The sequence below is a fragment of the Streptomyces sp. NPDC053493 genome (assembly GCF_044544825.1).
GTDB lineage: Bacteria > Actinomycetota > Actinomycetes > Streptomycetales > Streptomycetaceae > Streptomyces.
On record NZ_JBITXS010000001.1, the window covers coordinates 99440 to 123498 of the forward strand.

Consider the following 24059-nt stretch of genomic DNA (forward strand, 5'->3'; position numbering starts at 1 on the left):
AATCCGGGGCGATGGACGTCTGTGTGTACGGGTGCGCGGGATGCGGTGCGGAGCTGACGGCGCCGGTGGCGCGGGTGCCGCTGCCTCCTGAGACACATCTCACGTACGGGCACGGGTGGCTCCCGCCGCTGATGGAGCCGGGGACCTACGCGGTCGATCCCGAGCCGTCGGGACCGCCGTACGGCGCCTTCGAGGATCTGAGTGAGGCCGAGGCCGAGGCCCGCGGGCTGTTCGCGCCCGTCTGGCCGCTGTCCTTCGGCAAGTCCGGCCGGATCGTCGTCGCACCGGGCGACTCCCGTGGCACGGTGCTGATCCCCGAGCACGGCGGCGACTCCTGTCGGGGCGTCTGCGCCGGCGCGCTGCCCACCATGGCGTGCGCGGCGTGCGGACTGCTGGTGGCGTCCCGCGTGGACGACTGCGGTCTGTGGCAGGCGGTGTGGTACGAACCGGACGCGGTGCGCCGGATGCCCGCCACCGCCCCGGCTCCCGCCCGGCCGTCCGGACCGGTGCCGCCCGTCCTGCCCGACGGCTGGTGGAACCCGCGCCTGGAGGCGGCCGCCGGCGCGGCCCTCGCCCCTCTGCTGCGCGCCTCCGGGGGCGGGCCGGTGGCGCTGCCCGACGGCGCCGTCGGCGACGTGTTCGGCCGCGCGCTGCGAAGACTGCTGCCGGCCGGAGGACCGGCGAAGAGGGCGGGACTGGCCGGTCCCGGACTGCCCGGCGACGGCCTCGACATCGCCCTCGTCCCGTACGACCCCGCGACCTGCGAGCCGTGGCGGCCGCCGGGCGGACCGGCGACGGTGCCGCTTCCCGCGAGCGTATGGGCGTATCTGGCCGGGCCCGCGGAGACCTCGCCGGTCCCGGCGTCCGGGACGCTGCCGCACGGCGTGCTGCGCGACGACTATCCGCTGCCGGACCATCCGTGGGAGCTCTTCCGCCCCGACCGCCGCGCCACCCTGCGCACGCTGGCCCGGATGCCGGAGGTCCGCCTGCCATGGCTGCGCGCCCTGTACGAGCGCTGCTAGGCCGTCTCTTCCGGATCTTGCCGGGCTCTCGACGCCCGGCGCCGCACCTCGCCGCGTTGTCGTCGGTCGCCGATGTCCCCCAGCTACCGCTGGGCGGTGCCCCCACCGCATCGCTTCCCTCCTCCGCCTTGCGATGCACGACACCGGACGCCGCTCGCTGATCCGGCCTGATCCGAAAGAAACGACCTAGGCCAGGTCTCGCCCGGCCCGCGGCGTGCGGGCGGGCGTCGCCGGGCCGGCCGGGGTCAGGACGAGCCCTCGCCCCGCGGCCCGGCCGCGTCCTGAAGGACCACCACGTCCTCGGCGCGGAAGTCGACGTCGACCTCCGCGCCCTCGTCCGGGGCGTCGCGCGGCGCGAACTCGGCCTCCAGCGAGGGGCCTTCGGCCGGGCGGAGGGTGACGGCGACATGGCTGCCGCGGAAGGTGCGGGACGTGACACGGCAGGCCAGGCCCTCGCCGGGCTCGACGACCCGGACGCCGGCCGGGCGGACGAGGAGCCGGCGCTCGCCCTGCGGGGAGCCGTCGGGGACCGGGATCTTGCCCCATACGGTGTCGGCGGCGGCGCCGGTGACGGTGGCGGGCACGACGTTGTCGAAGCCGAGGAAACGGGCCACGAACTCCGAGGCGGGCCGCCGCCACACCTCCAGCGGAGTGCCCGACTGCGCGATCCGCCCGTCGTTCATCACCACCACCCGGTCGGCGAGGGCGAACGCCTCGCCCTGGTCGTGGGTGACGGCCAGCACGGTGGTCCCCAACCGGCCGAACAACTGCCGCAGTTCGACCACGAGCCGCTCGCGCAGACCGCGGTCGAGCTGACCGAGCGGCTCGTCCAGCATCAGCAGCCGGGGCCGCGGCGCGAGCGCCCTCGCGAGGGCGACCCGCTGCTGCTCGCCGCCCGACAGCGCGGACACGGCCCGCCGCCCCGCTCCGGGCAGACCCACCAGGGCCAGCAACTCCTCGACACGGGCGGCCCGTTCGGCCTTCGACACACCACGCATCCGCAGCCCGAAGGCGACGTTGCCCGCCACGTCCCGCTGCGGGAAGAGCTGGTGGTCCTGGAACATCAGGCCGACGCCGCGCCGGTGCACGGGCACACCGCTCTGGTCGGCGCCGTCGAGGAGGACCCGCCCGCCGTCCAGCGGCTGGAGGCCGGCGACGGCCCGCAGCAGGGTCGACTTGCCGCTGCCGCTCGGCCCGAGCACGCACACGATCTCGTGGTCGGCGACGTCGAGGTCCACGCCGTCGAGGACGGCCCGCTCCCCGAAGCGTACGGTCGCGTCCGTGAGCGTCAGCATCAGAACTCTCCCGAGGTCCGGTCGGTGCGGAGCCGTTCGAGGAGCAGCAGGGACACCGCGCACACCACCATCAGAATCGTCGAAAGGGCCATGGCCTGGCCGTAGTTGAGCTCGCCGGGCCGGTTCAGGAGCCGGGCCACGGCGACCGGCAGGGTCGGGTTGTCGGGACGGGCGATGAAGACGGTCGCGCCGAACTCGCCGAGCGAGACCGCGAAGGCGAAACCGGCGGCGATCAGCAGCGCCCGCCGTACGAGCGGCAGGTCGACCTCCCGCCACGCCCGCCACGGCGAGGCCCCGAGCACCGCGGCGGCCTCCCGCAGCCGTTCGTCGACCGCCCGCAGCACGGGCAGCATGGTCCGTACGACGAAGGGCACGCCGACCAGGGCTTGGGCCAGCGGCACCAGGATCCAGCTGGCGCGCAGGTCGAGCGGCGGCTCGTCGAGGGTGATGAGGAAGCCGAAGCCGACGGTGACGGCGGACACGCCGAGCGGCAGCATCAGCAGCGCGTCGAAGCCGCGGACCAGGCGGCCCGCCCGCCGGGTGAGCGCGGCCGCCGCGAGCCCGCCGACGAGGACGGCGATGCCGGTCGCGGCGAGCGCGTACCGCAGCGAGTTGACGACGGTGTCGGTCATCGGCACCAGGAAGGTGCCGTTCTCGTCGACCGATCCCAGCGCCCGGTAGTAGTCGAGGCCGTAGCCGGCGGGCGTGGCGAGGGAACGCTCGACGAGGACGCCGAGCGGGGCGAGGATCAGCAGCGCCACCGACAGCAGGACGGCGCCGAGCAGCGCCCACTGGCCCGCGCCGCGCGGCCGGCGCGCGGTGCGCTCCGGCGGGAGCAGCTTCAGCGCCGTCTCCCGGCGCCGTACCGTCCGGGCGTGCACGGCGAGGACCACACCGACGGCGACGAACTGCACCATCGTGAGCACGGCGGCCGTCGACAGCTGGAGCCGGTCGGCGGTCTGCCGGTAGATCTCGGTCTCCAGCGTGGAGTACGCCGGACCGCCGAGGATCTGCACGATGCCGAAGGAGCTCGCGGTGAACAGGAAGACCATCAGCGCGGCGGCGGCGACCGCCGGGCCGAGCGCCGGCAGCGTCACCGTCCGCCAGGCCCGCCACCGGGAGGCGCCCAGGACCCGGGCGGCCTCCTCCTGGCGCGGGTCGAGCTGCGACCACAGGCCGCCGACGGTGCGGACGACGACCGCGTAGTTGAAGAAGACATGGGCGAGCAGGATCGCCCACACCGTGGTGTCGAGCCGCACGCCCCACAGCTCGTCGAGCAGGCCCCGGCGGCCCACCAGGGCGAGGAACGCGGTGCCGACCATGACGGTGGGCAGCACGAACGGCACCGTGACGACCGCCCGCAGGAGCTGTTTGCCGGGGAAGTCGAGGCGGGCGAAGACGTACGCGCCGGGCAGCGCGACGAGCAGCGTCAGCGCGGTGGAGGCGAGCGCCTGCCACAGCGTGAACCACAGGACGTCCAGGATCTCCGGCCGGGCGAGCGTCTCGCCGAACCGGCCGAACTCCCACCGCCCCTCCGGCCTCAGCCCGCGCTCGACGATCGAGACGACGGGCCAGGCGAAGAAGACCGCGAAGAACGCGACGGGCAGCACCATCAGCGCGAGCCGCGCCGCGCTTCCCCTGACGCGGCCCGCGCGGACGGACTCCCGGCCGGGGCCCTCGGCGGGCCCCTCGCCGGGATTCCGGGCTACTTCAGGACGAGCGAGGTCCACTGCTGGATCCACTGGTCACGGTGGTCGGCGATCTTCTTCGGCTCCAGGGTCTCCGGCTTGTCGATCACCACGCCGTGCTGGGTGAAGAGCGCGGGCAGCGTCGCGTCGTTCGTGACGGGGTTGACGAACATCTGCAGCGGCATGTCGTCCTGGAACCTCTTGGAGATCAGGAAGTCGATCAGCGCCTTGCCGCCCTCCGGGTTCTTCGCCCCGTTCAGCAGACCGGCGAACTCGGTCTGCCGGAAGCAGGTGCCCGTGGACACGCCGGTCGGCGCCACCTTCGGCTGCGGGTCGGCGTACAGCACCTCGACCGGCGGGGAGGAGGCGTAGGAGACGACCAGCGGACGGTCGCCCTTGGCCTTCTTGCCGCCGGCCGAGCCGGAGAACTCCTGGTTGTAGGCCAGCTCCCAGCTGTCGACGGTCTTCACGCCGTTGGCCTTGAGCTTCTTCCAGTAGTCCGGCCAGCCCGCGTCGCCGTACTTCGCGGCGGTGCCCAGCAGGAAGCCGAGGCCCGGGGAGGAGCGCTCGGGGTTCTCGACGACGAGGAGGTCCTTGTACTCCGGCTTGGCCAGGTCGTCGAAGGTCTGCGGCGGCGTGAGCTTCCTGCCGGCGAAGTACTGCTTGTCGTAGTTGACGCAGATGTCGCCGGAGTCGATCGGCGTGACCCGGTGCTGCTCCTTGTCGAGCTGCAGCGCGGCCGGGATCCGGTCCAGGCCCTTCGCCTCGTACGAGGTGAAGATGCCGTTGTCGAGGGCGCGGGACAGCAGCGTGTTGTCGACGCCGAAGAAGACGTCGCCCTGCGGCGAGCCCTTGGTCAGGATCTCCTTGTTGACGGCCTCGCCGGCGTCACCGCTCTTGAGGACCTTGACCGTGAAGCCGGTCTTCTTCGTGAACTCCGCCAGCACCTCCTTGGAGGCGTTGAAGGAGTCGTGGCTGACGAGGGTGACGGTCTTGGGCGCGGGAGTGCCGGCGCCCTTGTCCTTGCCGCCGTCCCCGCCGCCGCACGCGGCGAGGGTGGTGACGCCGAGCGCCGCGACGAGCGCGGCGGCGGCGGCCTTCTTGGTGCCCACCTTGGTGGTGCTCACTGGTTTTCCTCCTGGGTGTGACCAGGAAGAGACGCGGCCCTGCCCGCGACCGGGAACACCGGGCGCGGGCAGGGCGCAACAGCTCGAGTTACGACCGAACTTCCTACCCAGAATGACCTGGGCGAGGTTCAGAGGGTCTGCGGTCTGACGGTCACCGCACTCTCAGCGCTGTGGCGCTCCCCTGTCGGAATATGCAGATGTGTTCGAGCTCAGAGTACAAGGTCAGCGTTCGGCGGCGGCGAGCTGTCCACAGGCACCGTCGATCTCCTGACCGCGGGTGTCGCGGACGGTCACCGGCACGCCGTGGGCGGCGATCGCCTCGATGAACGCCTTCTCGTCCTCGGGACGCGACGCGGTCCACTTCGAGCCGGGCGTCGGGTTCAGCGGAATGAGGTTGACGTGCACCCGCTTGCCCTTGAGCAGCCGGCCCAGCAGGTCACCGCGCCAGGCCTGGTCGTTGATGTCGCGGATCAGCGCGTACTCGATGGAGATCCGGCGGCCGGACTTCTCCGCGTACTCCCAGGCCGCGTCCAGGACCTCGCGGACCTTCCAGCGGGTGTTGACCGGCACCAGCGTGTCGCGCAGCTCGTCGTCGGGCGCGTGCAGCGAGACCGCGAGCCGGCACTTGAAGCCCTCGTCGGCGAACCGCAGCATCGCCGGCACCAGACCGACGGTCGAGACGGTGATCCCGCGCTGCGACAGGCCGAGCCCGTCCGGCTCGGGATCCGTCAGCCGGCGGATCGCGCCGACCACCCGCTTGTAGTTGGCGAGCGGCTCGCCCATGCCCATGAACACGATGTTCGACAGCCGCGCGGGCCCACCGGGCACCTCGCCGTCGCGCAGCGCGCGCATGCCGTCGACGATCTGGTGCACGATCTCGGCCGTCGACAGGTTCCGGTCCAGACCGGCCTGCCCGGTCGCGCAGAACGGACAGTTCATGCCGCAGCCGGCCTGCGAGGAGATGCACATCGTCACCCGGTCCGGGTAGCGCATGAGCACCGACTCCACGAGCGTGCCGTCGTGCAGCCGCCACAGCGTCTTACGGGTGGTGTCGTCGTCGCACGAGACGTGCCGCACCACCGACATCAGATCGGGCAGCAGCTCCCCCGCCAGCTTCTCGCGCGCACCGGCGGGAATGTCGGTCCACTCCGCCGGGTCGTGCGCGTACCGCGCGAAGTAGTGCGTGGACAGCTGCTTGGCGCGAAACGGCTTCTCGCCGATCGCGGCGACCGCCTCCTTGCGCTCTGCGGGCGTGAGGTCGGCGAGGTGCCGCGGGGGCTGCTTGGCTCCGCGCGGGGCGACGAAAGTGAGTTCTCCGGGCTTGGGCATGGTCCTACCAGTGTCGCAGACGGAATCCGCGACCGGCTCCGTCCCGTGGGACGGCCCACGAGAAGGGCCCCTGCCCGGCACCTCGGGTGCCGGGCAGGGGCCCTTCTGGCAGGCGTCGTACGCCGAAGGCGCCGCTCAGCCGCTGCCCACGAACAGGACCAGCAGCAGCCACACCACCGGCGCCGTCGGCAGCAGCGAGTCCAGACGGTCCATGATGCCGCCGTGGCCCGGGAGCAGGGTGCCCATGTCCTTGATGCCCAGATCCCGCTTGATCATCGACTCGCCCAGGTCACCCAGGGTCGCGCTCGCCGCGACCGCCAGGCCGAGGAGCAGGCCCTGCCACCACGCGCCGCCGTCGATCAGGAACTCCATGCACAGCGCGCCCGCCGCCATCGCGAAGGCGACCGCACCGACCAGGCCCTCGCGGGTCTTGCCGGGACTGATGCGCGGAGCCAGCTTGTGCTTGCCGAAGCGCCAGCCCACCGCGTACGCGCCGGTGTCGCTGACCACGGTGAGCAGCAGGAAGGTCAGCACCCGCCGCGGACCGTCGTCGGCCGTCAGCATCATCGCCACGAACGTCGCCAGGAACGGCACGTAGAACGCGGCGAAGACACCCGCCGTGACGTCCTTCAGATAGCCCTCGGGCGGCTCCGTCATCCGCCACACGAGCACCGCGAGCGCCGTCAGGGCCATCGCGACCCACGCGCCCTCCGCTCCCCGCACGTAACCGGCGACGACCATCGCCGCGCCGCCCACCGCCAGCGGGACCAGCGGCGCCTTGATGCCCTTGCGCTCCTGGAGGCGGGACGTGAGCTCCCACAGGCCCACCACCACGGCGACCGCTATCACGCCGACGAACGCCGGCTTCCAGATGAACAGCGACGCGATGATGACCGCGCCGAGCCCGACCCCGACTCCTATGGCCGCGCCCAGGTCACGGCCCGCGCTCTTCTTCTGCCGCGGCTGCTGCCGGGGCGCCGGCGCGGGCTGGGACGGGCTGGACATGGGCTCCTGCGGATGCTCGTGCGGCGTCTCGTCACGGAACAGGGGACCGCTCGGCTGAGCGGCCCCCCGGTCGTGATCGTCCTGGTTGTCGCCGGCGGGAACGTCGGACGCGATGGGCATGGGCCGAGTCTGCGCCGCCTGCCGCCCATCGTAGGCGGGACCCGCCGGGGCAGGCCCCTGGTCGGGTCCCCCGAAGCCGGAACCGGCCGGGGCCCGCCAGGAAGAGTCGTTCATCAGACCTCGAGCAGCTCGGCTTCCTTGTGCTTGAGCAGCTCGTCCACCTGCGCGACGTACTTCGCGGTGGTGTCGTCGAGCTCCTTCTCGGCGCGGCGGCCCTCGTCCTCGCCGACCTCGCCGTCCTTGACGAGCTTGTCGATGGTCTCCTTGGCCTTGCGGCGCACGGAGCGGATCGAGATCTTGGAGTCCTCGGCCTTGCCCTTGGCGACCTTGATGTAGTCGCGGCGGCGCTCCTCGGTGAGCTCCGGGAACGTCACTCGGATGATGTTGCCGTCGTTGCTCGGGTTGACGCCGAGGTCCGAGTCGCGGATGGCCTGCTCGATGTTGCGCAGCGCGCTCTTGTCGAACGGGGTCACCACGGCCATGCGCGGCTCCGGCACCGAGAACGACGCCAGCTGATTGATCGGGGTGAGGGCACCGTAGTAGTCGGCCACGATCTTGTTGAACATCGCCGGGTGCGCACGGCCGGTGCGGATCGCGGCGAAGTCCTCCTTGGCGACCACGACGGCCTTCTCCATCTTCTCCTCGGCCTCGAGGAGGGTCTCTTCGATCACCACTTGCTCCTGCGTGTCGTCGCGTTGTGTCCTGCACGGTGTACGACCGGCAGGGCTCTGTCCATCCCCCTCGCGGGGCGGTTCCCGGTTCGGGTCAGGCCCGGGTGCCCTGGTCGCTCACGAGCGTGCCGATCTTCTCACCCTTCACGGCGCGCGCGATATTGCCCTCGGCGAGCAGTTCGAAGACGAGGATCGGCAGGTTGTTGTCGCGGCACAGGGTGATGGCGGTGGCGTCGGCGACCTTGAGGTCGCGGGACAGCACCTCGCCGTACTCCAGCGCGTCGAACTTCACCGCGTCCGGGTTGGTCTTCGGGTCGGAGTCGTAGACCCCGTCGACGCCGTTCTTGCCCATGAGCAGGGCCTCGGCGTCGATCTCGAGGGCACGCTGAGCGGCGGTGGTGTCGGTGGAGAAGTACGGCATGCCCATACCGGCGCCGAAGATGACCACACGGCCCTTCTCCAGGTGGCGCACGGCGCGCAGCGGGATGTACGGCTCGGCGACCTGGCCCATCGTGATGGCGGTCTGGACGCGGGAGTCGATGCCCTCCTTCTCCAGGAAGTCCTGGAGGGCGAGGCAGTTCATCACGGTGCCGAGCATGCCCATGTAGTCGGAGCGGGCCCGGTCCATGCCGCGCTGCTGGAGCTCGGCGCCGCGGAAGAAGTTGCCGCCTCCGATCACGACCGCGATCTCCGCGCCGTCGCGGACGACGGCGGCGATCTCGCGCGCGATGGCGTGCACGACGTCCGGGTCGACCCCGAGGCCGGTACCGCCGGAGAAGGCTTCTCCGGACAGCTTCAGCATGTAGCGGCCGGCCTTTTTGCCGTTGTTGTCGTCGCCCTGTGCGGCGCCCTGATTCATGGAGATCTCCTCGTGCACATACGAAGAAGGCCATTGCCCTGGGGTCCTTGCGGTTTCCCGTACGGCAATGGCCTCCTCGTCAGATCTGCGGCCACCCGGCGCGAACGCGGGCGACTGCTTCAGACCCTACCGGGGTCCGGTGTCCGTTGCGTACGGACTCAGATGCCGACCTTGATGCGGGTGAAGCGCTTCAGGGTGACACCGGCCTCGTCAAGGATCTGCTTGACGGTCTTCTTGTTGTCAAGGGCGTACGGCTGGCCGAGCAGCGTGGCGTCCTTGAAGAAGCCGTTGACGCGACCCTCGACGATCTTGGCGATCGCGGCCTCGGGCTTGCCCTCGGCGCGGGTGGTCTCCTCGGCGATGCGACGCTCGGACTCGACGACCTCGGCCGGGACGTCGTCCTTGTCGAGGTACTTCGGGGCGAACGCGGCGATGTGCTGCGCGACGCCCTTGGCGACCTCGGCGTTCTCCTTGTCGAGCTCGACGAGGACACCGATCTGCGGCGGCAGGTCAGGCATCGTGCGGTGCATGTACGCGGCGACGAAACCGTCGTTGTACTGCGCGAAGCGGTCGAGGACGATCTTCTCGCCGAGGTTGGCGTTGGCCTCGTCGACGTACGCCTGGACGGTCTTGCCGGCCTCGATCTCGGAGGCGAGCAGGGCCTCGATGCCGGCCGGGGAGGTGGCGGCGACGTGCGCGGCGAGCGCGTTGGCGACGGCCAGGAACTTCTCGCCCTTGGCGACGAAGTCCGTCTCGCACTTCAGCTCGACCAGGACACCGGAGGTGTTGTCGTCGGCGATGAGGGAGACCACGGCGCCGTTCTCGGCGGAGCGGCCCTCGCGCTTGGCGACACCCTTCTGGCCCTTGATGCGCAGGGCCTCGACGGCCTTGTCGACATCGCCCTCGGCCTCGTCCAGGGCCTTCTTGCAGTCCATCATGCCGGCGCCGGTGAGCTCGCGGAGCTTCTTGACGTCAGCGGCGGTGTAGTTCGCCATGAGTCTGTTTCTCTCTCGAAGTCTGAAAGATCGACGAAGATCTGCGAACGGACGGCGGAGGCTTCATGGGCCCCCGCCGTCTCGTCCGAAGGTTTCCGGGGTGCGGAAGGGTCAGGCCTGCTCGGCGTCCGCGGCCGGAGCCTCGGCAGCGGTCTCGGCAGCGGCCTCGGCCGGCTTCTCGGCCTCGGCGGCCGGGGCCTCGTCGGCCTTCTTCTCACCCTCGAGCAGGTCGCGCTCCCACTCGGCGAGCGGCTCGCCGGCGGCCTTCTCGCCCGGCTTCGAGTCGCCGGTCGCGGCGCCGGAGCGGGCGATGAGGCCCTCGGCGACGGCGTCGGCGATCACGCGGGTGAGCAGGGTGACGGAGCGGATCGCGTCGTCGTTGCCCGGGATCTTGTAGTCGACCTCGTCGGGGTCGCAGTTGGTGTCGAGGATCGCGACGACCGGGATGTGGAGCTTGCGCGCCTCACCGACGGCGATGTGCTCCTTCTTGGTGTCGACGATCCAGACGGCGCTCGGCACCTTCTGCATCTCGCGGATACCACCGAGGGTCTTCTCCAGCTTGGCCTTCTCGCGGGAGAGGACCAGGAGCTCCTTCTTGGTGAGGCCGGAGGCGGCCACGTCCTCGAAGTCGATCTGCTCGAGCTCCTTGAGGCGCTGCAGACGCTTGTAGACGGTCGAGAAGTTGGTGAGCATGCCACCCAGCCAGCGCTGGTTGACGTACGGCATGCCGACGCGGGTCGCCTGCTCGGCGATGGCCTCCTGGGCCTGCTTCTTCGTACCGACGAACATGATGGAGCCGCCGTGCGCGACGGTCTCCTTGACGAACTCGTAGGCGCGGTCGATGTACGACAGCGACTGGAGCAGGTCGATGATGTAGATGCCGTTGCGCTCGGTGAAGATGAAGCGCTTCATCTTCGGGTTCCAGCGACGGGTCTGGTGACCGAAGTGGACGCCGCTCTCCAGCAGCTCCCGCATCGTGACGACGGCCATGGCCGTATCTCCTTGGGTTTCTCGGTTGTTTTCCTGACGCCCCGACGCGCCGTGCCACGAGGGACCGAAAGGCGCTGCCACCCGCCGAGGAGACCGGTGGCGGGGCGTGCGAAGTCGACCCGGTGACCCGGGTCGCCAGGGAAAGTGTACGGGAACCCGAAGGCCGCGGGTGACGGCGCTGTCCACAACCGGGCGGTTGTCCACAGATTCCGCTGCCGCCGGTCACGACCACGGCCCGCCGGGCACGCTGCCCCCATGACCTTCTCCGCGACGCCGCTGTCGGCGCTCTTCCTCACCCTGGTCACGGCCGTCTGGCCGGTCGGCCCGCCCCGGCCCGACGTCCTGCGCGGCTGGGAACCACCGCCGGGACCGTACGCGGCCGGCCACCGCGGCGTCGACCTCGCGGCCCCGCCGGGCACCGCGGTCCTGGCACCCGCCGCCGGCACCGTCACCTTCGCGGGCCCGGTCGGCGGCCACGGAGTCCTCACCCTCACCCTGACCGGCACCGGCCTCCCGCCGCTGCGCACCACCTACGGCCCGGTGGAACCCCTGGTCCGGCCCGGCGCACCCGTCGAACCCGGCGACGTCGTGGCCCGCGTCGCCCCCGGCGGCCACTGCCCCACGTCCTGCCTGCACTGGGGCCTGCTGCGGGGCGACACCTATCTGAACCCGCTGACCCTGATCCGCCGCGGCCCGTCCCGCCTGCTCCCGGTGACGACCGTGCCCCGCGAGTGACCCGCGGCCACCTGGCGGAAGGGCCGGCGCCGTCCTGACACGAGGGGCGTGGGGTGGGGGGGCGGGGGGGCGGGGGGGCGGGGGGGCGGGGGGGCGGGGGGGCGGGGGGGAGGCCCCCAGAGGAACGTCAGGTCAGGGCGGGTCAGGTGCCGCGGACGCCGCTCAGCGCCATGGACACGGCGGCGTCGGCGACGGTCCTCGGGTCCTCGGCGGCGCCGAGCTCGATGCGGCGGACGGCCGCGTCGACGATGCCCTGGAGGAGCATCGCCTCCAGGCGGGGCTGGGGACGGCCGAGGGCGGCGAGGGCGTCGGCGATCATGGTGACCAGGCCGCCGTGGGCGGCGCGGATCTTCTCGCGGGCGCCGTCGTCGAGTTCGCTCGCGGAGATCGCGACGACGGCGCGGTGCCGGCGGTCGCCGACGAGGTCCAGCTGGGCGCGGACGTACGCCTCGACCTTGCCCTCGGCGGTCTCGGCGGCGGCCATGGCGGCCTCGACCTCGGCGGCCCAGACGGGGAAGTCGACGGCGCAGAGTTCCTCGACGACGGCGGCGCGGGAGCGGAAGTACTCGTAGACGGACGAGCGGGCGAGGCCCGTGCGCTCGGCGAGGGCGGGGAAGGTCAGCGCCTCCGTTCCGCCTTCGGACAGCAGGGTTCGCGCGGCGTCCAGCAGGGCGCCGCGCTGCATCGTCCGGTGCTCGGCCACGGAGGCCGCTCGAATCCTTGGCACGGCTCCACTCTACGGCGAGGGGGCCCGGTGTGGTCAGCGGCCTACGTCGGCCAGTTTGGCGCGCAGCTGGAGCACGGACTTGGTGTGGATCTGGCTGACCCGGCTCTCGGTGACGCCGAGGACGTGGCCGATCTCGGCGAGGGTGAGGCCCTCGTAGTAGTAGAGCGTGACGACGGTCTTCTCCCGCTCGGGGAGGGTGTTGATGGCCCGGGCGAGGAGTCGGCGCAGCTCGCGGTCCTCGGCGACCTCGACGGGGTTGTCGGCCGCGGTGTCCTCGAGGGTGTCCATGAGGGAGAGCCGGTCGCCGCCTTCGCCGCCGACGTGCAGCAGCTCTTCGAGGGCGACCACGTTGGCGAGGGACAACTGGCTGAAGACGGAGTGGAGTTCCTCGAGGGTGACGCCCATCTCCTCGGCGACCTCGGGCTCGGTGGGAGTGCGTCTGAGTTGCGCTTCGAGGGTGGCGTAGGCGCGTTCGACGTTGCGGGCCTTCTGGCGGACGGAGCGGGGGATCCAGTCGAGGGCGCGGAGTTCGTCGATCATCGCGCCGCGGATGCGGGTGATGGCGTAGGTCTCGAACTTGATGGCCCGCTCGACGTCGAACTTCTCGATGGCGTCGATGAGTCCGAAGACGCCGGAGGAGACGAAGTCGGCCTGTTCCACGTTGGACGGGAGGCCGACGCTCACGCGTCCGGCGACGTATTTGACGAGGGGCGAGTAGTGCAGGATCAGCTGTTCCCGCAGCCGCTCGTCGCCGGTGTCCTTGTACGAGCGCCACAGCTCGTCGAGCGAGGTCGGTGCGGGTGGTCGCACGGTGCCCCGGGCTGCTGGGGGCACCGCAGCGCGGTCAGACCCGGAGGTGTGCTGGGGCATGCGTTGCCTTGAGCCGTTCTGCTGTCGGGTGCGAAGGAGTCGTTCCGGTCGTCGGGGTGGGGATTCTCGTGAGCGTAGCGTGAGTGGACTGTCGCGGTGCGCGAACGGCGAGGGATCGCGCCGGTCCGGGTGGCCGGCGTCGCCCGCGTCTTCGAACGGGGGCCGGGGCGGGGGTCGGCCCCTCCGGTGTGGCAGAGGGAACTCGATTGCTCATCGGGCTCACCTTTTCACCCGAATGCTCCGGGTCAAGTACCGCCATGCCGGGCGTTCGACGGATCTGTGCGTCTGTTCGTCAACCTCCAGTCGTCCTGGTGGCGTTCGACGAACCCGAGGGAGTGGAGTTCGTACAGCTTGGCGAGGGTGTGGTCGGGGTGGGTGCCGGCGTGGGCGGCGATGGTGGTGAGCGGTGCGGGGCCGTGGCCGGGCAGGGCTTCGAGGATGCGGGCGGTGTCGGGGGCGAGGAGGTCGCGGGGCAGGACGGGGCCGCGGCGTGGTGGGGCGAGCTGGCCGATGGCGCCGACGAGTTCGATGATCTCGGTGGCGTCGGTGACGAGGGTGGCTTCGCCGCGGAGCAGTTCGTGGACTCCGGCGGACAGGCTGCTGGTGACGGGTCCGGGGACGCCCATGGTGTGGCGGCCGAGTCTGGCCGCGGCGCGGGCGGTGACGAGGGAGCCGCTGCGGTATTCGGCTTCGACGACGACGGTGCCGCGGGTGAGGGCGGCGATGACGCGGTTGCGCAGGACGAAGCGGCTGCGGGTGGGGTGGCCGCCGGGTGGGAGTTCGCCGATGACGAGGCCTTGGGCGGCGATGCGGCGGATGAGGCCGGCGTGGCCGGGTGGGTAGGCGGCGTCGACTCCGCAGGCGAGGACGGCGACGGTGGCGCCGCCGGAGCCGAGGGCTCCGCGGTGGGCGGCGCCGTCGATGCCGAAGGCGGCTCCGGAGACGACGACCCAGCCGCGTTCGGCGAGGTCGGCGGCGAGTGTGGCGGCGGTGTGGGCTCCGTAGGGCGTGCAGGCGCGGGCGCCGACGAGGGCGACGGAGCGCAGGGCCCAGGCGCGGAGGGAGGCGGGGCCGCGGACCCAGAGGCCGACGGGGCGGGCGTCGCCGAGGTCGTCGAGTTGGTGGGGCCATTCGGCGTCGCCGGGGATGAGGAAGCGTCCGCCGAGGCGTGCGACGAGGTCGAGGTCGTGTTCGGGTGTGGCGGTGCGGGCTCGGCGGCGCCAGCTCGCGATCCGTTTCTCGCCGGTGCCGGGGAAGGGTCCCGTGGTGTCGGTGGTACGGGGTGCGGGGCGGTCCTCGTCGGGTGGGTCGGGCTTCCAGAGGCCCGGTTGGGCCGGGTCGTCGGTCTCGTGGAGGTGGCGGAGGAAGTCGACGGCGCCGTGGCGGCGGAGGGCGCGGCCTGCGTGTTCGTCGCCGGGTTCGAGGATGTGGGTGAGGGCGGCGCGGGCGAGGCGTTCGGCGGTGGGTTCCTGGGCGGGTGCGGTCATGTCCGGTCTCCCGCGGTGGTGGGGACGCCTCGGGCGATGCCGGTGCGCAGTTCGAGGGCGAGGGCGAGGTCGTCGGCGCCGGGCCGGTCGTGTCCGGCGAGGTCGGCGACGGTCCAGGCGACGCGGAGGACGCGGTCGAGGCCGCGGGCGGTGAGCAGGCCGCGTTCGATGTCGCGTTCGGCGGCGGCGAGGGCGCCGGGCGCGGCGAGGAACCGGGTGCGCAGTTCGTGGCCGGGGATTTCGCTGTTGACGGTCCAGGGTGTGCCGGTGAGGCGGGTGGTGGCGCGGGCTCGGGCTTCGCGGACGCGGTCGGCGACGGCGGTGCTGGTTTCGCCGCGGCCGCTGTGGCCGAGGAGGTCGGAGCGGGTGACGGGCTCGACTTCGACGCGGAGGTCGACGCGGTCGAGGAGGGGTCCGGAGAGTCGGGCCTGGTAGCGGCGGATGAGGGAGGCGGGACATTCGCAGCCGGCGCCGTGGAGGGTGTGGCGTCCGCAGGGGCAGGGGTTGGCGGCGAGGGTGAGCAGGAAGCGGGCGGGGAGGCGGACGACTCCGGCGGCGCGGGCGACGACGACGTGTCCGGATTCGAGGGGCTGGCGCAGGGCGTCGAGGGATTTGGTGGAGAACTCCGGTGCTTCGTCGAGGAAGAGGACGCCTCGGTGGGCGAGGGAGACGGCGCCGGGGCGGGGCAGTCCGTTTCCGCCGCCGACGAGGGACTGCATGGTGGCGGAGTGGTGGGGTGCGCAGTAGGGCGGGCGGTGGACGAGGGGTTCGCCGGGCGGCAGGATGCCGGCGACCGAGTGGACGGCGGTGACTTCGAGGGATTCCTGTCGGGTGAGGGGCGGGAGGATGCCGGGGAGTCGTTCGGCGAGCATGGTTTTTCCGGCGCCGGGTGGTCCGGAGAGCAGCAGGTGGTGGCTGCCGGCGGCGGCGATCTCGAGGGCGCGGCGGGCGGTGTGCTGGCCGGCGACGTCGGCGAGGTCGGGTCCGTCGCCGGGTGGGGCGGCGAGTCCGGTGCCGATGCCGGCGCCGGGGACGAGGAGTCCGGCGAGCATGGGGTCGGGCCGGCCTTCTTCGTGGGGTTCGTCCTGGGGGACGGGTTCGTCGCCGAGGACGGCGATGAGCTGGCGCAGGGTGCGGACGCCGAGGACGGAGACGCCGGGGACGAGGGCGGCTTCGCCCGCGGTCTGTTCGGGGACGACGACGTGGTGGTAGCCGGCGTCGGCGGCGGCGAGTACGGCGGGCAGGACGCCGCGGACGGGTCGGACGCGGCCGTCGAGGCCGAGTTCGCCGATGAGGACGAGGTCGGCGATGGTGCGTGGGTCGATGCGTTCGGCGGCGCCGAGGATGGCGGCGGCGACGGCGAGGTCGAAGCCGGAGCCGCTCTTGGGGACGGAGGCGGGGCTGAGGCCGACGGTGAGTTTCTTCTGGGGCCATTCGGCGTCGGAGTTGACGATGGCGGCGCGGACGCGGTCGCGGCTTTCGGTGAGGCTTTTGTCGGGGAGGCCGACGAGGGTGAAGGCGGCGACGCCGGCTTCGAGGTCGGCCTGGACTTCGACGACGACGCCTTCGACGCCGACGAGGGCGACGGAGCAGGTGCGGGCGAATCCCATCACGCCACCCCCTGTGCGTGGGTGACGACGGGGGCGCCGCGGCGGGGCAGGACGACGCCGACGAGGTCGATGCGGACGCCGCCGCCGGCGGGTGGTCCGCCGTGCCGGTCGATCCAGCAGGCGGCGAGGCGGCGCAGTCGGTCGGCCTTGCGTGGGGTGACGGCGGCCATGGGGTGTTCGTAGGCGCCGTCGCGGCGGGTCTTGACCTCGCAGACGACGAGGGTGTCGCCGTCGCGGGCGACGATGTCGATCTCTCCGGTGCGGCCGCAGCGCCAGTTCCTGGCGAGGACGTGCAGGCCGGTTGCGACGAGCCGGCGGACGGCGAGTTCTTCTCCGTACCGCCCGAGTGCTCGGGTTGCGTTCATTCGGTACCACCTCCGGCACCGACTGTGACGCATCGCGCACGGGGCGTGTGCGGGGCTGTGGACGGGCGGCCCGTTGTGGATAACCGCGCCACCCTCACGGGTGGTTTCAGCTGCCGGGAAGCTCCAGGTCGCTCTTGTTGAGCTCCTCGATGTTCACGTCCTTGAACGTGAGCACACGGACCTGCTTGACGAAGCGCGCCGGCCGGTACATGTCCCAGACCCAGGCGTCGGCCATGGAGACCTCGAAGAACACCTCGCCCTGGACCGAGTGCACCTGCATCTCGTAGTCGTTGGTGAGGTAGAAGCGACGCTCGGTTTCGATCACGTATTTGAACAGACCGACGACGTCGCGGTACTCCCGGTAGAGCTTCAGCTCCATCTCGGTCTCGTACTTCTCGAGGTCCTCGGCGCTCATGGCATGTTCCCCTTCAGCCGTGCGTCCCCCTATTGTGCGCCAGTCGTCCGTACCCCTAAACGATTTCCGGGGCGAGAACGATCGGCGTGCTCGGGGGTCCTTCGTCGAGCAGTGTGCGCAGCAGCTCGGCGAGTCTGTTGGGGTACACCGTCTCACGCGTCGCCGACAGTTCGGCGGAGGTCCACCATCTCAGGCCCGCCACACTGCGCTCCTCCAGCTCGGTGAGCCCGCCCGGGACGGTGGCGGTCTGCGTGGTGCGGGCCAGGTAGTACCACTCGTCCTGGGTCCAGCGCCGGCCGTCGAACGGGAAGGAGCAGTGGCGCTGCCAGAGCACCGGCCCGAGCCGTACGTCGGTGACGCCGGTCTCCTCCGCGAGCTCGCGCAGCGCCGCCTCTTCCCGGGTCTCGTCGCCCTCCAGGCCGCCGCCCGGGGTGAACCACCAGGTGGTGGCGGGATCGTCGGGCTCGTAGCCGTGCAGCAGCAGGATGCGGTCCTCGGGGTCGAGCAGGACGACCCGCGCGACCTGCCGGACCTCGACGGCGGCGGCCGCGTGGACCGTGCCCGCGTCGGCCGCGGCACCACTGCCGGCCACACCGGCGCCGGCGGCGGCCGCGTGGACCGTGCCCGCGTGGACCGTGCCCGCGTCGGCCGCGGCACGGTTGCCGGCCGCGCCCGCGTCGACCGTGCCCTTGTCGTCCGCGCCCTTCACGCCCACGTCCGCCTCGCTCACGTCCCTCTCCGTCACGCGCTCACCGTGTTCCCGGACCTCTTCGCCGCCCGTGCGGGCTTCTTCGGACCGAATGCCCGCGCCAGCGGCCCGTACGCCGCGCCCGCGAGGATCAGCACGCATCCGCCGACGATCGCGTAGAGGAGCGGCCGCACGGGGCCGGGGCTCGAGACGCCGCCGGGCAGGGCGGCGAAGCTCGCGGGCCGCTCCAGGACGCCCTTGGCGGGCCAGGCCACGGCGTCGACGCGGGCGGTGACGGCGGAGCGCGGCACGGAACCGTGGCCGGCCTCCTGGAGGTGCGCGCGGGAGTCCATGGAGGTGTGCCGCTCGTCGCCGAGCAGGAAGAGGTTCCCGGCGGGCACGGTCGCGGAGAACTCCTGCCCGGAGGCGGCCTTCCCGGCCGGCAGGTACGGTTCCTCGACGGCCTTGCCGTTGATCGTGAGGCGGCCGTCGGCGTCGCAGCAGACGACGGTGTCGCCGCCGACGCCCACGACCCGCTTGACCATGGTCACGTCGCCCCAGAGCGAGTCCTGGAAGACGACCACGTCGCCGCGCTTCACGTCCGCGCCGTCGACGCGTTCGGCGAGCACCTTCGATCCGACGTCGAGCGTCGGGGTCATCGAGTCGGTCGGCACCGTGTACGGCTGGTAGAGCACCGCCCCGACGACGAAGCCGCCGAGGAACAGCACACAGCCGACGGCCACGGCCAGCCCCGACAGAACACTGCCGAGGCGGCCGTGGCCGTCCTTCGTACGCGGTTTGACGCTCATGGGCACCTCGGGAGATCCGCCGGCCGTCCGTGCGACGGTCCGGGACGGCACCCTACCCGCGGGTCGCTACCGAGCGGTATGGGCGGCGGCGCGCTTCTTGCGCCGCCACAGCACCAGCGGAATCGCTCCGGCGAAGCCGGCGGCTCCCGGGGCGACGGCCAGGGCCTGGCTCAGGCCGGGCTGGTCGAAGGTGTCCGGGACCGGCAGGGTGGACCAGCGGGTGACCGGCCAGGCGACGACGACGGCCCGGCCGACGACCTCGTCGTTGGAGACGGTGCCGCCGCCCGCGAGCTCCATGTGGAAGCGGGAGTCGAGCGAGTTCTGCCGGTTGTCGCCCATGACCCAGATGCGGCCGTCGGGGACCTTGACCGGGCCGAAGGCCGGGTTGCAGGGCATCGAGCCCGGGTAGAGGTAGGCGCTCTCGTCCAGCTCCTTGCCGTTGACGACGACCTTGCCGCCCTCCTTGCAGGAGACCGTGTCGCCGCCGACCGCGATGACCCGCTTGATCAGGTCCTTCTCCTCCGCGGACGGCATGAGGCCGATGAAGCTGAGGACCTTTTGCACCACGTTCGGCTCGGGCGTCTTGCCCTCCTCGAGCCAGCCGCCCGGGTCGTGGAAGACGACGACCTCTCCGCGCTCCGGCTCCGAGCCGAACCACGGGGTGAGCTTGTCGACGAGGACCCGGTCGCCGCGCTGCAGCGTGTTCATCATCGAGTCCGAGGGGATCGAGAACGCCTGCACCAGGAAGGTCTTGATCAGCAGCGCGAGCACCAGCGCGATGCCGATGAGCAGCGGCAGTTCCTTCCAGAAGGAACGCGGCTTCTTCGGGCCGCGGTCACCGCGGTCGGTGCGCTCCTCCGCCCCGTCGCCGGTGCCGCCGCCCTCGGCCGCGGTGCCGCCCGCCGGGCCGGTGCCCGGCGCGGTGTCCTGGTCCGGGCGCTGGTCGACGCGCGGATCGGGGTCGGGCCGGCCGCCCGAGGCGTCATCGGTCATGGCCGCCGCCGACGGGGCGGGCCGCTCGGGCCTTTTCTCGGGCTCGCCGTGTCCGGATCGTGCGCCGACGGCCAAATCCCCCACATCCACTCCTCAGTCCGTGCGATCGCCCGTCCCGGAACAGGGACAGGCCCACCACTCCCATAACGAGCAGAAGTTCCGCAGGGGTCGGGAGCCAGGGCAATCCGTTCAGATTCCGCTGGGACACACTATGCGACACAGCCTGGGCTTCGGCCCCGCCCGGCGCACCGGCGTCGGGCACCGAAGCGAAGACGGACCGTTCCTCAAGGCGCCGCCAGTGACCGACCGGCCAGGCGATGACGACGGCCCGGCCCACGATCTGATCCTCGGAGACCGTGCCGTGATCCTTTTCGTCGAGGTGATAGCGCGAGTCGGCGGAATCGGAGCGGTGGTCGCCCATCACGAACACCCTCCCTTGCGGGACCTTCACCTCGAAGGGAATCTTCGAAGGCGCGTTCCCCGGGTGCAGATACGGTTCATCCAACGCTACGCCGTTGACGGTGAGCCGCCCGTCCGCGCCGCAGCACTTCACGGTGTCCCCGCCGACCGCCACGACCCGTTTGATCAGGTCCTGCTCGTCGGCCGAGGGCAGCAGGCCGATGAAGGTGAGGGCCTGCTTGAGCTGTCTGACGCCCACCGGGTCGTCGGCGGCCGGCGCGGTCTCCTGCTGGAGCCAGTTGCCCGGGTCCCGGAAGACGACGACGTCGCCGCGCTGCGGCTCGGCGCCGAACCAGGGCGTGAGCTTGTCGACGAGCACCCGGTCGTCGATCCGGATCGTCTGCTCCATCGAGCCGGACGGGATCACGAAGGCCTGCACCAGAAAGGTCTTCAGGACCAGGGCGATGAGGACGGCGACGACGCCGAGGAGCGGGATCTCCTTGGCCGCGGAACGCTGCCGTCGGCGCTTGACCTTACGGGCGAGCCTGCGCCGCTCGGCCCGTCCGGCCGGGGCGGGGAGCTCGCCGTCCGGTCCGACGGCGCCGTGCCGGCCGGACGGTGCCCTGCCGCGCCTACCCATGGCCGTGCCCGCCGCCCGTCGTCCACTGCGGTACGGCGTCGAAGGCGTCGGTACGGGGCACGGTGGACCAGCGGCCGACCGGCCAGCCGATCCAGTCGGCGCGCCCGATGACCTTGTCGACCGGCACGACGCCGCCGCCGGGCTGCCCGAGGTGGTCGCGGGAGTCGCTGGACTGGCTGCGGTGGTCGCCCATCACCCACAGGGTGCCGTCGGGGACCACGATGTCGAACGGTACGGAGGACGGCTGGTCGCCGAGCATCACGTACCGCTCGCGCACCGGCACGCCGTTGACGGTGATCCGGCCGTCCTTGTCGCAGCAGACCACCCGGTCGCCGCCGGTGCCGACGACGCGCTTCACGAAGTCGGTCTCGTCGGGCTCGGCGAGGCCGAGGGCGGCCGCGGCGTCGTGCAGCAGACCGGTGACCGGGTTTCCGGCGGGCTCCTCCTGGACAAAGGAGCCGGTGCCGTCGAAGACGACCACGTCGCCGCGGCGCGGCTGCTCGCCGAAACGGTACGCCAGCTTGTTGACCAGGATCCGGTCGCCGACCTGGAGGGTGGGCTCCATCGAGCCGCTGGGCACCAGGAAGGGCTGCAGCACGAAGTGGCTGAGCAGGAGCAGGAAGACCACGCAGGCGACGCCGATCAGTCCCGTACGCCGCCAGGTCAGGAGGCCGGAGGAGCCGCCCGAGGACTCGCCGGAGGCCCCGTCGTCCGACTCCTCTGCGGAATCGGCGGAATCGGCGGACTCGGCAGGGCCCGCGGAGCCGGCGAAGGCCGCGGAGCCGGCGGGCGCCGCGGGATCGGCGCTGTCGCCGCAAACGCGCGCGGAGCGCGACCGCTCCTCCTTGCCGGAGGAGCGATCGCGCTCCGTGTGCTGTGCTTCGGTGTCCATCGGTGGCTGAGCTTATCCGGCCACCCTGTGGGCCGTAGCTCAGTTGTCGCGCTTCTCCTTGATCTTGGCAGCCTTGCCGCGCAGCTCACGGAGGTAGTAGAGCTTGGCGCGACGGACGTCACCACGGGAGACGAGCTCGATCTTCTCGAAGATCGGGCTGTGCACCGGGAAGGTGCGCTCGACGCCGACGGAGAACGAGACCTTGCGGACCGTGAAGGTCTCGGAGACGCCCGAGCCCTGACGGCGGATGACGACACCCTTGAACTGCTGGATACGGGAGCGGTTGCCCTCGATGACGCGAACGTGGACGTTCACGGTGTCGCCGGGGCGGAAGGCCGGGACGTCGGAGCGCAGCGAACCGGCGTTGACCTGGTCGAGCAGGGAGGCCATGGAGGTCTCTTTCCTCGCTGATGCCACAGGTCATCAGCGGTACGTACGAATGGTTGGTGATCGCCGTCCGTCCCTGGCGGGCGTCTTCCCCCTGTGGCAGGGGCGCGCGCCGGACGCACGGCAGCGGCCTATTCTTCCACGTCCTGGGGCCGCCGCCAAAATCGGCCGCCGGGCTCGGGCGCCCAGCCCAGCATGGAGAGGATCTCCCGGTCCTTCTTGTCGAAGGCGGCGGGGTCCGTGCGCTCGATGAGGTCGGGCCGGTTGGCGGCGGTGCGCCGGAAGGCCTCGTCGCGCCGCCAGCGGGCGATCTTCCCGTGGTGCCCGCTGAGGAGCACGTCGGGAATGCCACGGCCGCGCCACTCCGGCGGCTTGGTGTAGACGGGGCCCTCCAGGAGGTTGGCCATGGCGCCGGGCGCGAAGGAGTCGTCCTGGTGCGACTCGGCGTTGCCGAGGACGCCGGGCAGGAGCCGGGCGACGGCCTCGGTGACGACGAGGACGGCGGCCTCGCCGCCGGCCAGGACGTAGTCGCCGATGGAGACCTCGTAGACCGGCATCCGGGTGGCGTACTCGTCCATCACGCGCCGGTCGATGCCCTCGTAGCGGGCGGGCGTGAAGATCAGCCAGGGCCGCTCGGAGAGCTCGACGGCGAGCTCCTGCGTGAAGGGCCGGCCGCTCGGCGTCGGGACGACGAGGGCCGGGCCGTGGGCGCCGGCCTCGTAGCCGTCGGCGAGGGCCTGGTCGAGGGCGTCGCCCCAGGGCCCGGTCTTCATGACCATGCCGGGTCCGCCGCCGTACGGAGTGTCGTCGACCGTGTTGTGCCGGTCGTAGGTCCAGTCGCGCAGGTCGTGGACGTGCACGTCGAGCCGGCCGCGGGCACGGGCCTTGCCGACCAGTGAGACGTTCAGCGGTTCGAGGTACTCGGGGAAGATCGTGACGACGTCGAGGCGCATCAGGAGGCGCCCTTCTCGGCGTCACCACCGGAGGCCTCCGCCTCGGTCTCCGCCCCGGTCTCCGCCTCGCGCTCCGCCGGCGACGCCGCCGCTCCCGGCTTCGCCTCGGACTCCTCCTCGGCGTCCGCCTCGGCGTCGCGCGCGGAGGCGACGACCGCCTCGCTGTCGTCGATCAGGCCCGGCGGCGGGACGATCACGGCGCGCTGGTTCTCCAGGTCGATCTCGGTGACGATCTCGCTGACGAACGGGATCATCACCTCGCTGCCGTCGGGCCGCTCCACGATGAAGAGGTCCTGGGACGGCAGGTGGGAGATCTCGGAGATCACGCCGATCTCGGTGCCGTCGGCGAGGACGACGTCGAGGTCGACCAGCTGGTGGTCGTAGTACTCGTCCTCGTCCTCGGGCAGCTCGTCGGGATCGACGTCGGCGATGAGGAGGGTGTTGCGCAGCGCCTCGGCGGCGTTGCGGTCGGCCACGCCCGCGAAGCGCAACAGCAGCCGGCCGCTGTGCACCCGGCCGGCCTCGATGGTGAGCGGCCCGGCCGATGCCGGGTCGGTGTGCAGGACGGCGCCGGGTCCGAGCCGCAGCTCGGGCTCGTCGGTCCGCACCTCGACGGTGACCTCGCCCTTGATGCCGTGGGCGCGGCCGATCCGCGCGACTACCAACTGCACTGGTGAACTCTCCTGTCGTACGGCAACGGGCCGGGGCGGGCGGTCAGCCCTCCCCGGCCCGTGCCGGTGTCAAACTTCAGCGGACCTGGTCCACGTCGACGAGGTCGACACGGATGCCACGGCCGCCGATGGCGCCCACGACGGTCCGCAGCGCACGCGCGGTGCGGCCGTTGCGGCCGATCACCTTGCCGAGGTCGTCCGGGTGGACCCGGACCTCGAGCACGCGACCGCGGCGCAGGTTGCGAGAGGCGACCTGCACGTCGTCGGGGTTGTCGACGATGCCCTTCACGAGGTGCTCGAGAGCCTCCTCGAGCATG

At 71.9% G+C, this 24059-nt stretch carries 26 protein-coding genes and 1 riboswitch; of the genes, 2 read left to right on the plus strand and 24 right to left on the minus strand.

Annotation, left to right across the window (positions count from 1 at the left end):
- Positions 1 to 11 precede the first annotated feature (11 nt).
- Positions 12 to 1022 carry a hypothetical protein gene (locus ACIGO8_RS00415; RefSeq protein ID WP_399722232.1) on the plus strand — a complete coding sequence of 337 codons (1011 nt, stop codon included), beginning with the start codon at positions 12 to 14 and terminating at the stop codon, positions 1020 to 1022.
- Between the two features lie 245 nt (positions 1023 to 1267).
- Here the strand turns inward: ACIGO8_RS00415 and ACIGO8_RS00420 are convergent, their stop codons facing one another.
- The 9 genes from ACIGO8_RS00420 to rpsB form a co-directional block, all read right to left on the minus strand.
- Positions 1268 to 2317 carry an ABC transporter ATP-binding protein gene (locus ACIGO8_RS00420; RefSeq protein ID WP_399722234.1) on the minus strand — a complete coding sequence of 350 codons (1050 nt, stop codon included), beginning with the start codon at positions 2315 to 2317 and terminating at the stop codon, positions 1268 to 1270.
- On the minus strand, positions 2317 to 3930 hold the full coding sequence (locus tag ACIGO8_RS00425; protein WP_399724189.1) for an ABC transporter permease: 1614 nt from the start codon (positions 3928 to 3930) through the stop codon (positions 2317 to 2319). The genes ACIGO8_RS00420 and ACIGO8_RS00425 overlap by 1 nt, the downstream gene beginning before the upstream one ends.
- A 92-nt stretch (positions 3931 to 4022) precedes the next feature.
- Complete coding sequence (locus ACIGO8_RS00430; RefSeq protein ID WP_399724191.1) at positions 4023 to 5117, minus strand: thiamine ABC transporter substrate binding subunit; 1095 nt, start codon at positions 5115 to 5117, stop codon at positions 4023 to 4025.
- A 97-nt stretch (positions 5118 to 5214) separates the two neighbouring features.
- Positions 5215 to 5325, minus strand: a riboswitch (TPP riboswitch).
- Positions 5326 to 5354: 29 nt separating this feature from the next.
- Positions 5355 to 6461 carry a 23S rRNA (adenine(2503)-C(2))-methyltransferase RlmN gene (rlmN, locus tag ACIGO8_RS00435; protein ID WP_399722236.1) on the minus strand — a complete coding sequence of 369 codons (1107 nt, stop codon included), beginning with the start codon at positions 6459 to 6461 and terminating at the stop codon, positions 5355 to 5357.
- A gap of 135 nt (positions 6462 to 6596) precedes the next feature.
- Complete coding sequence (locus tag ACIGO8_RS00440; RefSeq protein WP_399722238.1) at positions 6597 to 7700, minus strand: phosphatidate cytidylyltransferase; 1104 nt, start codon at positions 7698 to 7700, stop codon at positions 6597 to 6599.
- Complete coding sequence (gene frr / locus ACIGO8_RS00445; RefSeq protein WP_031008629.1) at positions 7700 to 8257, minus strand: ribosome recycling factor; 558 nt, start codon at positions 8255 to 8257, stop codon at positions 7700 to 7702. The genes ACIGO8_RS00440 and frr overlap by 1 nt, the downstream gene beginning before the upstream one ends.
- Positions 8258 to 8351: 94 nt before the next feature.
- Entirely contained in the window at positions 8352 to 9116 is a 765-nt protein-coding gene (gene pyrH / locus ACIGO8_RS00450; RefSeq protein ID WP_399722240.1) for a UMP kinase, read from the minus strand.
- 158 nt (positions 9117 to 9274) lie between these two features.
- Positions 9275 to 10111, minus strand: coding sequence for a translation elongation factor Ts (gene tsf / locus ACIGO8_RS00455; protein ID WP_399722242.1), 837 nt, complete (start codon positions 10109 to 10111; stop codon positions 9275 to 9277).
- 111 nt (positions 10112 to 10222) lie between these two features.
- Positions 10223 to 11101 (minus strand): 30S ribosomal protein S2, encoded by an 879-nt coding sequence (gene rpsB, locus ACIGO8_RS00460; protein ID WP_399722244.1) that lies wholly within the window; start codon positions 11099 to 11101, stop codon positions 10223 to 10225.
- Between the two features lie 255 nt (positions 11102 to 11356).
- Here rpsB and ACIGO8_RS00465 point away from each other — a divergent pair, with 255 nt between their 5' ends.
- A complete protein-coding gene (locus tag ACIGO8_RS00465; protein ID WP_399722246.1) occupies positions 11357 to 11836 on the plus strand; it encodes a M23 family metallopeptidase in 480 nt (159 codons plus the stop codon).
- A 142-nt stretch (positions 11837 to 11978) separates the two neighbouring features.
- On the opposite strand, the gene ACIGO8_RS00470 is transcribed toward ACIGO8_RS00465, so the two are convergent.
- From ACIGO8_RS00470 to ACIGO8_RS00540, 15 genes are all read right to left on the minus strand, one after another.
- The gene (locus tag ACIGO8_RS00470; RefSeq protein ID WP_399724195.1) at positions 11979 to 12539 is read right to left on the minus strand and encodes a TetR/AcrR family transcriptional regulator; all 561 of its coding nucleotides are present in this window, start codon (positions 12537 to 12539) and stop codon (positions 11979 to 11981) included.
- 57 nt (positions 12540 to 12596) lie between these two features.
- Positions 12597 to 13433: an RNA polymerase sigma factor WhiG gene (gene whiG, locus ACIGO8_RS00475; protein WP_399722248.1), complete on the minus strand. Its 837-nt coding sequence runs from the start codon at positions 13431 to 13433 to the stop codon at positions 12597 to 12599.
- 245 nt (positions 13434 to 13678) lie between these two features.
- A complete protein-coding gene (gene dprA, locus ACIGO8_RS00480; RefSeq protein WP_399722250.1) occupies positions 13679 to 14920 on the minus strand; it encodes a DNA-processing protein DprA in 1242 nt (413 codons plus the stop codon).
- Positions 14917 to 16530 (minus strand): YifB family Mg chelatase-like AAA ATPase, encoded by a 1614-nt coding sequence (locus ACIGO8_RS00485; RefSeq protein WP_399722252.1) that lies wholly within the window; start codon positions 16528 to 16530, stop codon positions 14917 to 14919. Before ACIGO8_RS00485 ends, dprA begins: the two co-directional genes overlap by 4 nt.
- Complete coding sequence (locus tag ACIGO8_RS00490; RefSeq protein ID WP_399722254.1) at positions 16530 to 16895, minus strand: YraN family protein; 366 nt, start codon at positions 16893 to 16895, stop codon at positions 16530 to 16532. The genes ACIGO8_RS00485 and ACIGO8_RS00490 overlap by 1 nt, the downstream gene beginning before the upstream one ends.
- A 106-nt stretch (positions 16896 to 17001) precedes the next feature.
- Positions 17002 to 17310 (minus strand): DUF2469 domain-containing protein, encoded by a 309-nt coding sequence (locus ACIGO8_RS00495; protein ID WP_005311352.1) that lies wholly within the window; start codon positions 17308 to 17310, stop codon positions 17002 to 17004.
- Positions 17311 to 17365: 55 nt separating this feature from the next.
- A complete protein-coding gene (locus ACIGO8_RS00500; protein ID WP_399724198.1) occupies positions 17366 to 17818 on the minus strand; it encodes an NUDIX hydrolase in 453 nt (150 codons plus the stop codon).
- Between the two features lie 233 nt (positions 17819 to 18051).
- Positions 18052 to 18807 (minus strand): signal peptidase I, encoded by a 756-nt coding sequence (gene lepB / locus ACIGO8_RS00505; protein WP_399722256.1) that lies wholly within the window; start codon positions 18805 to 18807, stop codon positions 18052 to 18054.
- Between the two features lie 66 nt (positions 18808 to 18873).
- Positions 18874 to 19875: a signal peptidase I gene (gene lepB / locus ACIGO8_RS00510; protein ID WP_399724201.1), complete on the minus strand. Its 1002-nt coding sequence runs from the start codon at positions 19873 to 19875 to the stop codon at positions 18874 to 18876.
- Positions 19790 to 20839, minus strand: coding sequence for a signal peptidase I (lepB, locus tag ACIGO8_RS00515; RefSeq protein WP_399722258.1), 1050 nt, complete (start codon positions 20837 to 20839; stop codon positions 19790 to 19792). Before lepB (ACIGO8_RS00515) ends, lepB (ACIGO8_RS00510) begins: the two co-directional genes overlap by 86 nt.
- On the minus strand, positions 20832 to 21731 hold the full coding sequence (gene lepB, locus ACIGO8_RS00520) for a signal peptidase I (RefSeq protein ID WP_399722260.1): 900 nt from the start codon (positions 21729 to 21731) through the stop codon (positions 20832 to 20834). The genes lepB (ACIGO8_RS00515) and lepB (ACIGO8_RS00520) overlap by 8 nt, the downstream gene beginning before the upstream one ends.
- Positions 21732 to 21770: 39 nt before the next feature.
- The gene (gene rplS / locus ACIGO8_RS00525) at positions 21771 to 22121 is read right to left on the minus strand and encodes a 50S ribosomal protein L19 (protein WP_362533729.1); all 351 of its coding nucleotides are present in this window, start codon (positions 22119 to 22121) and stop codon (positions 21771 to 21773) included.
- Positions 22122 to 22249: 128 nt separating this feature from the next.
- The gene (gene trmD / locus ACIGO8_RS00530) at positions 22250 to 23071 is read right to left on the minus strand and encodes a tRNA (guanosine(37)-N1)-methyltransferase TrmD (protein ID WP_399722263.1); all 822 of its coding nucleotides are present in this window, start codon (positions 23069 to 23071) and stop codon (positions 22250 to 22252) included.
- Positions 23071 to 23742: a ribosome maturation factor RimM gene (gene rimM / locus ACIGO8_RS00535; protein WP_399722265.1), complete on the minus strand. Its 672-nt coding sequence runs from the start codon at positions 23740 to 23742 to the stop codon at positions 23071 to 23073. The genes trmD and rimM overlap by 1 nt, the downstream gene beginning before the upstream one ends.
- 76 nt (positions 23743 to 23818) lie before the next feature.
- Positions 23819 to 24058 carry an RNA-binding protein gene (locus tag ACIGO8_RS00540; protein ID WP_005311361.1) on the minus strand — a complete coding sequence of 80 codons (240 nt, stop codon included), beginning with the start codon at positions 24056 to 24058 and terminating at the stop codon, positions 23819 to 23821.
- Between the last annotated feature and the right edge of the window lies 1 nt (position 24059).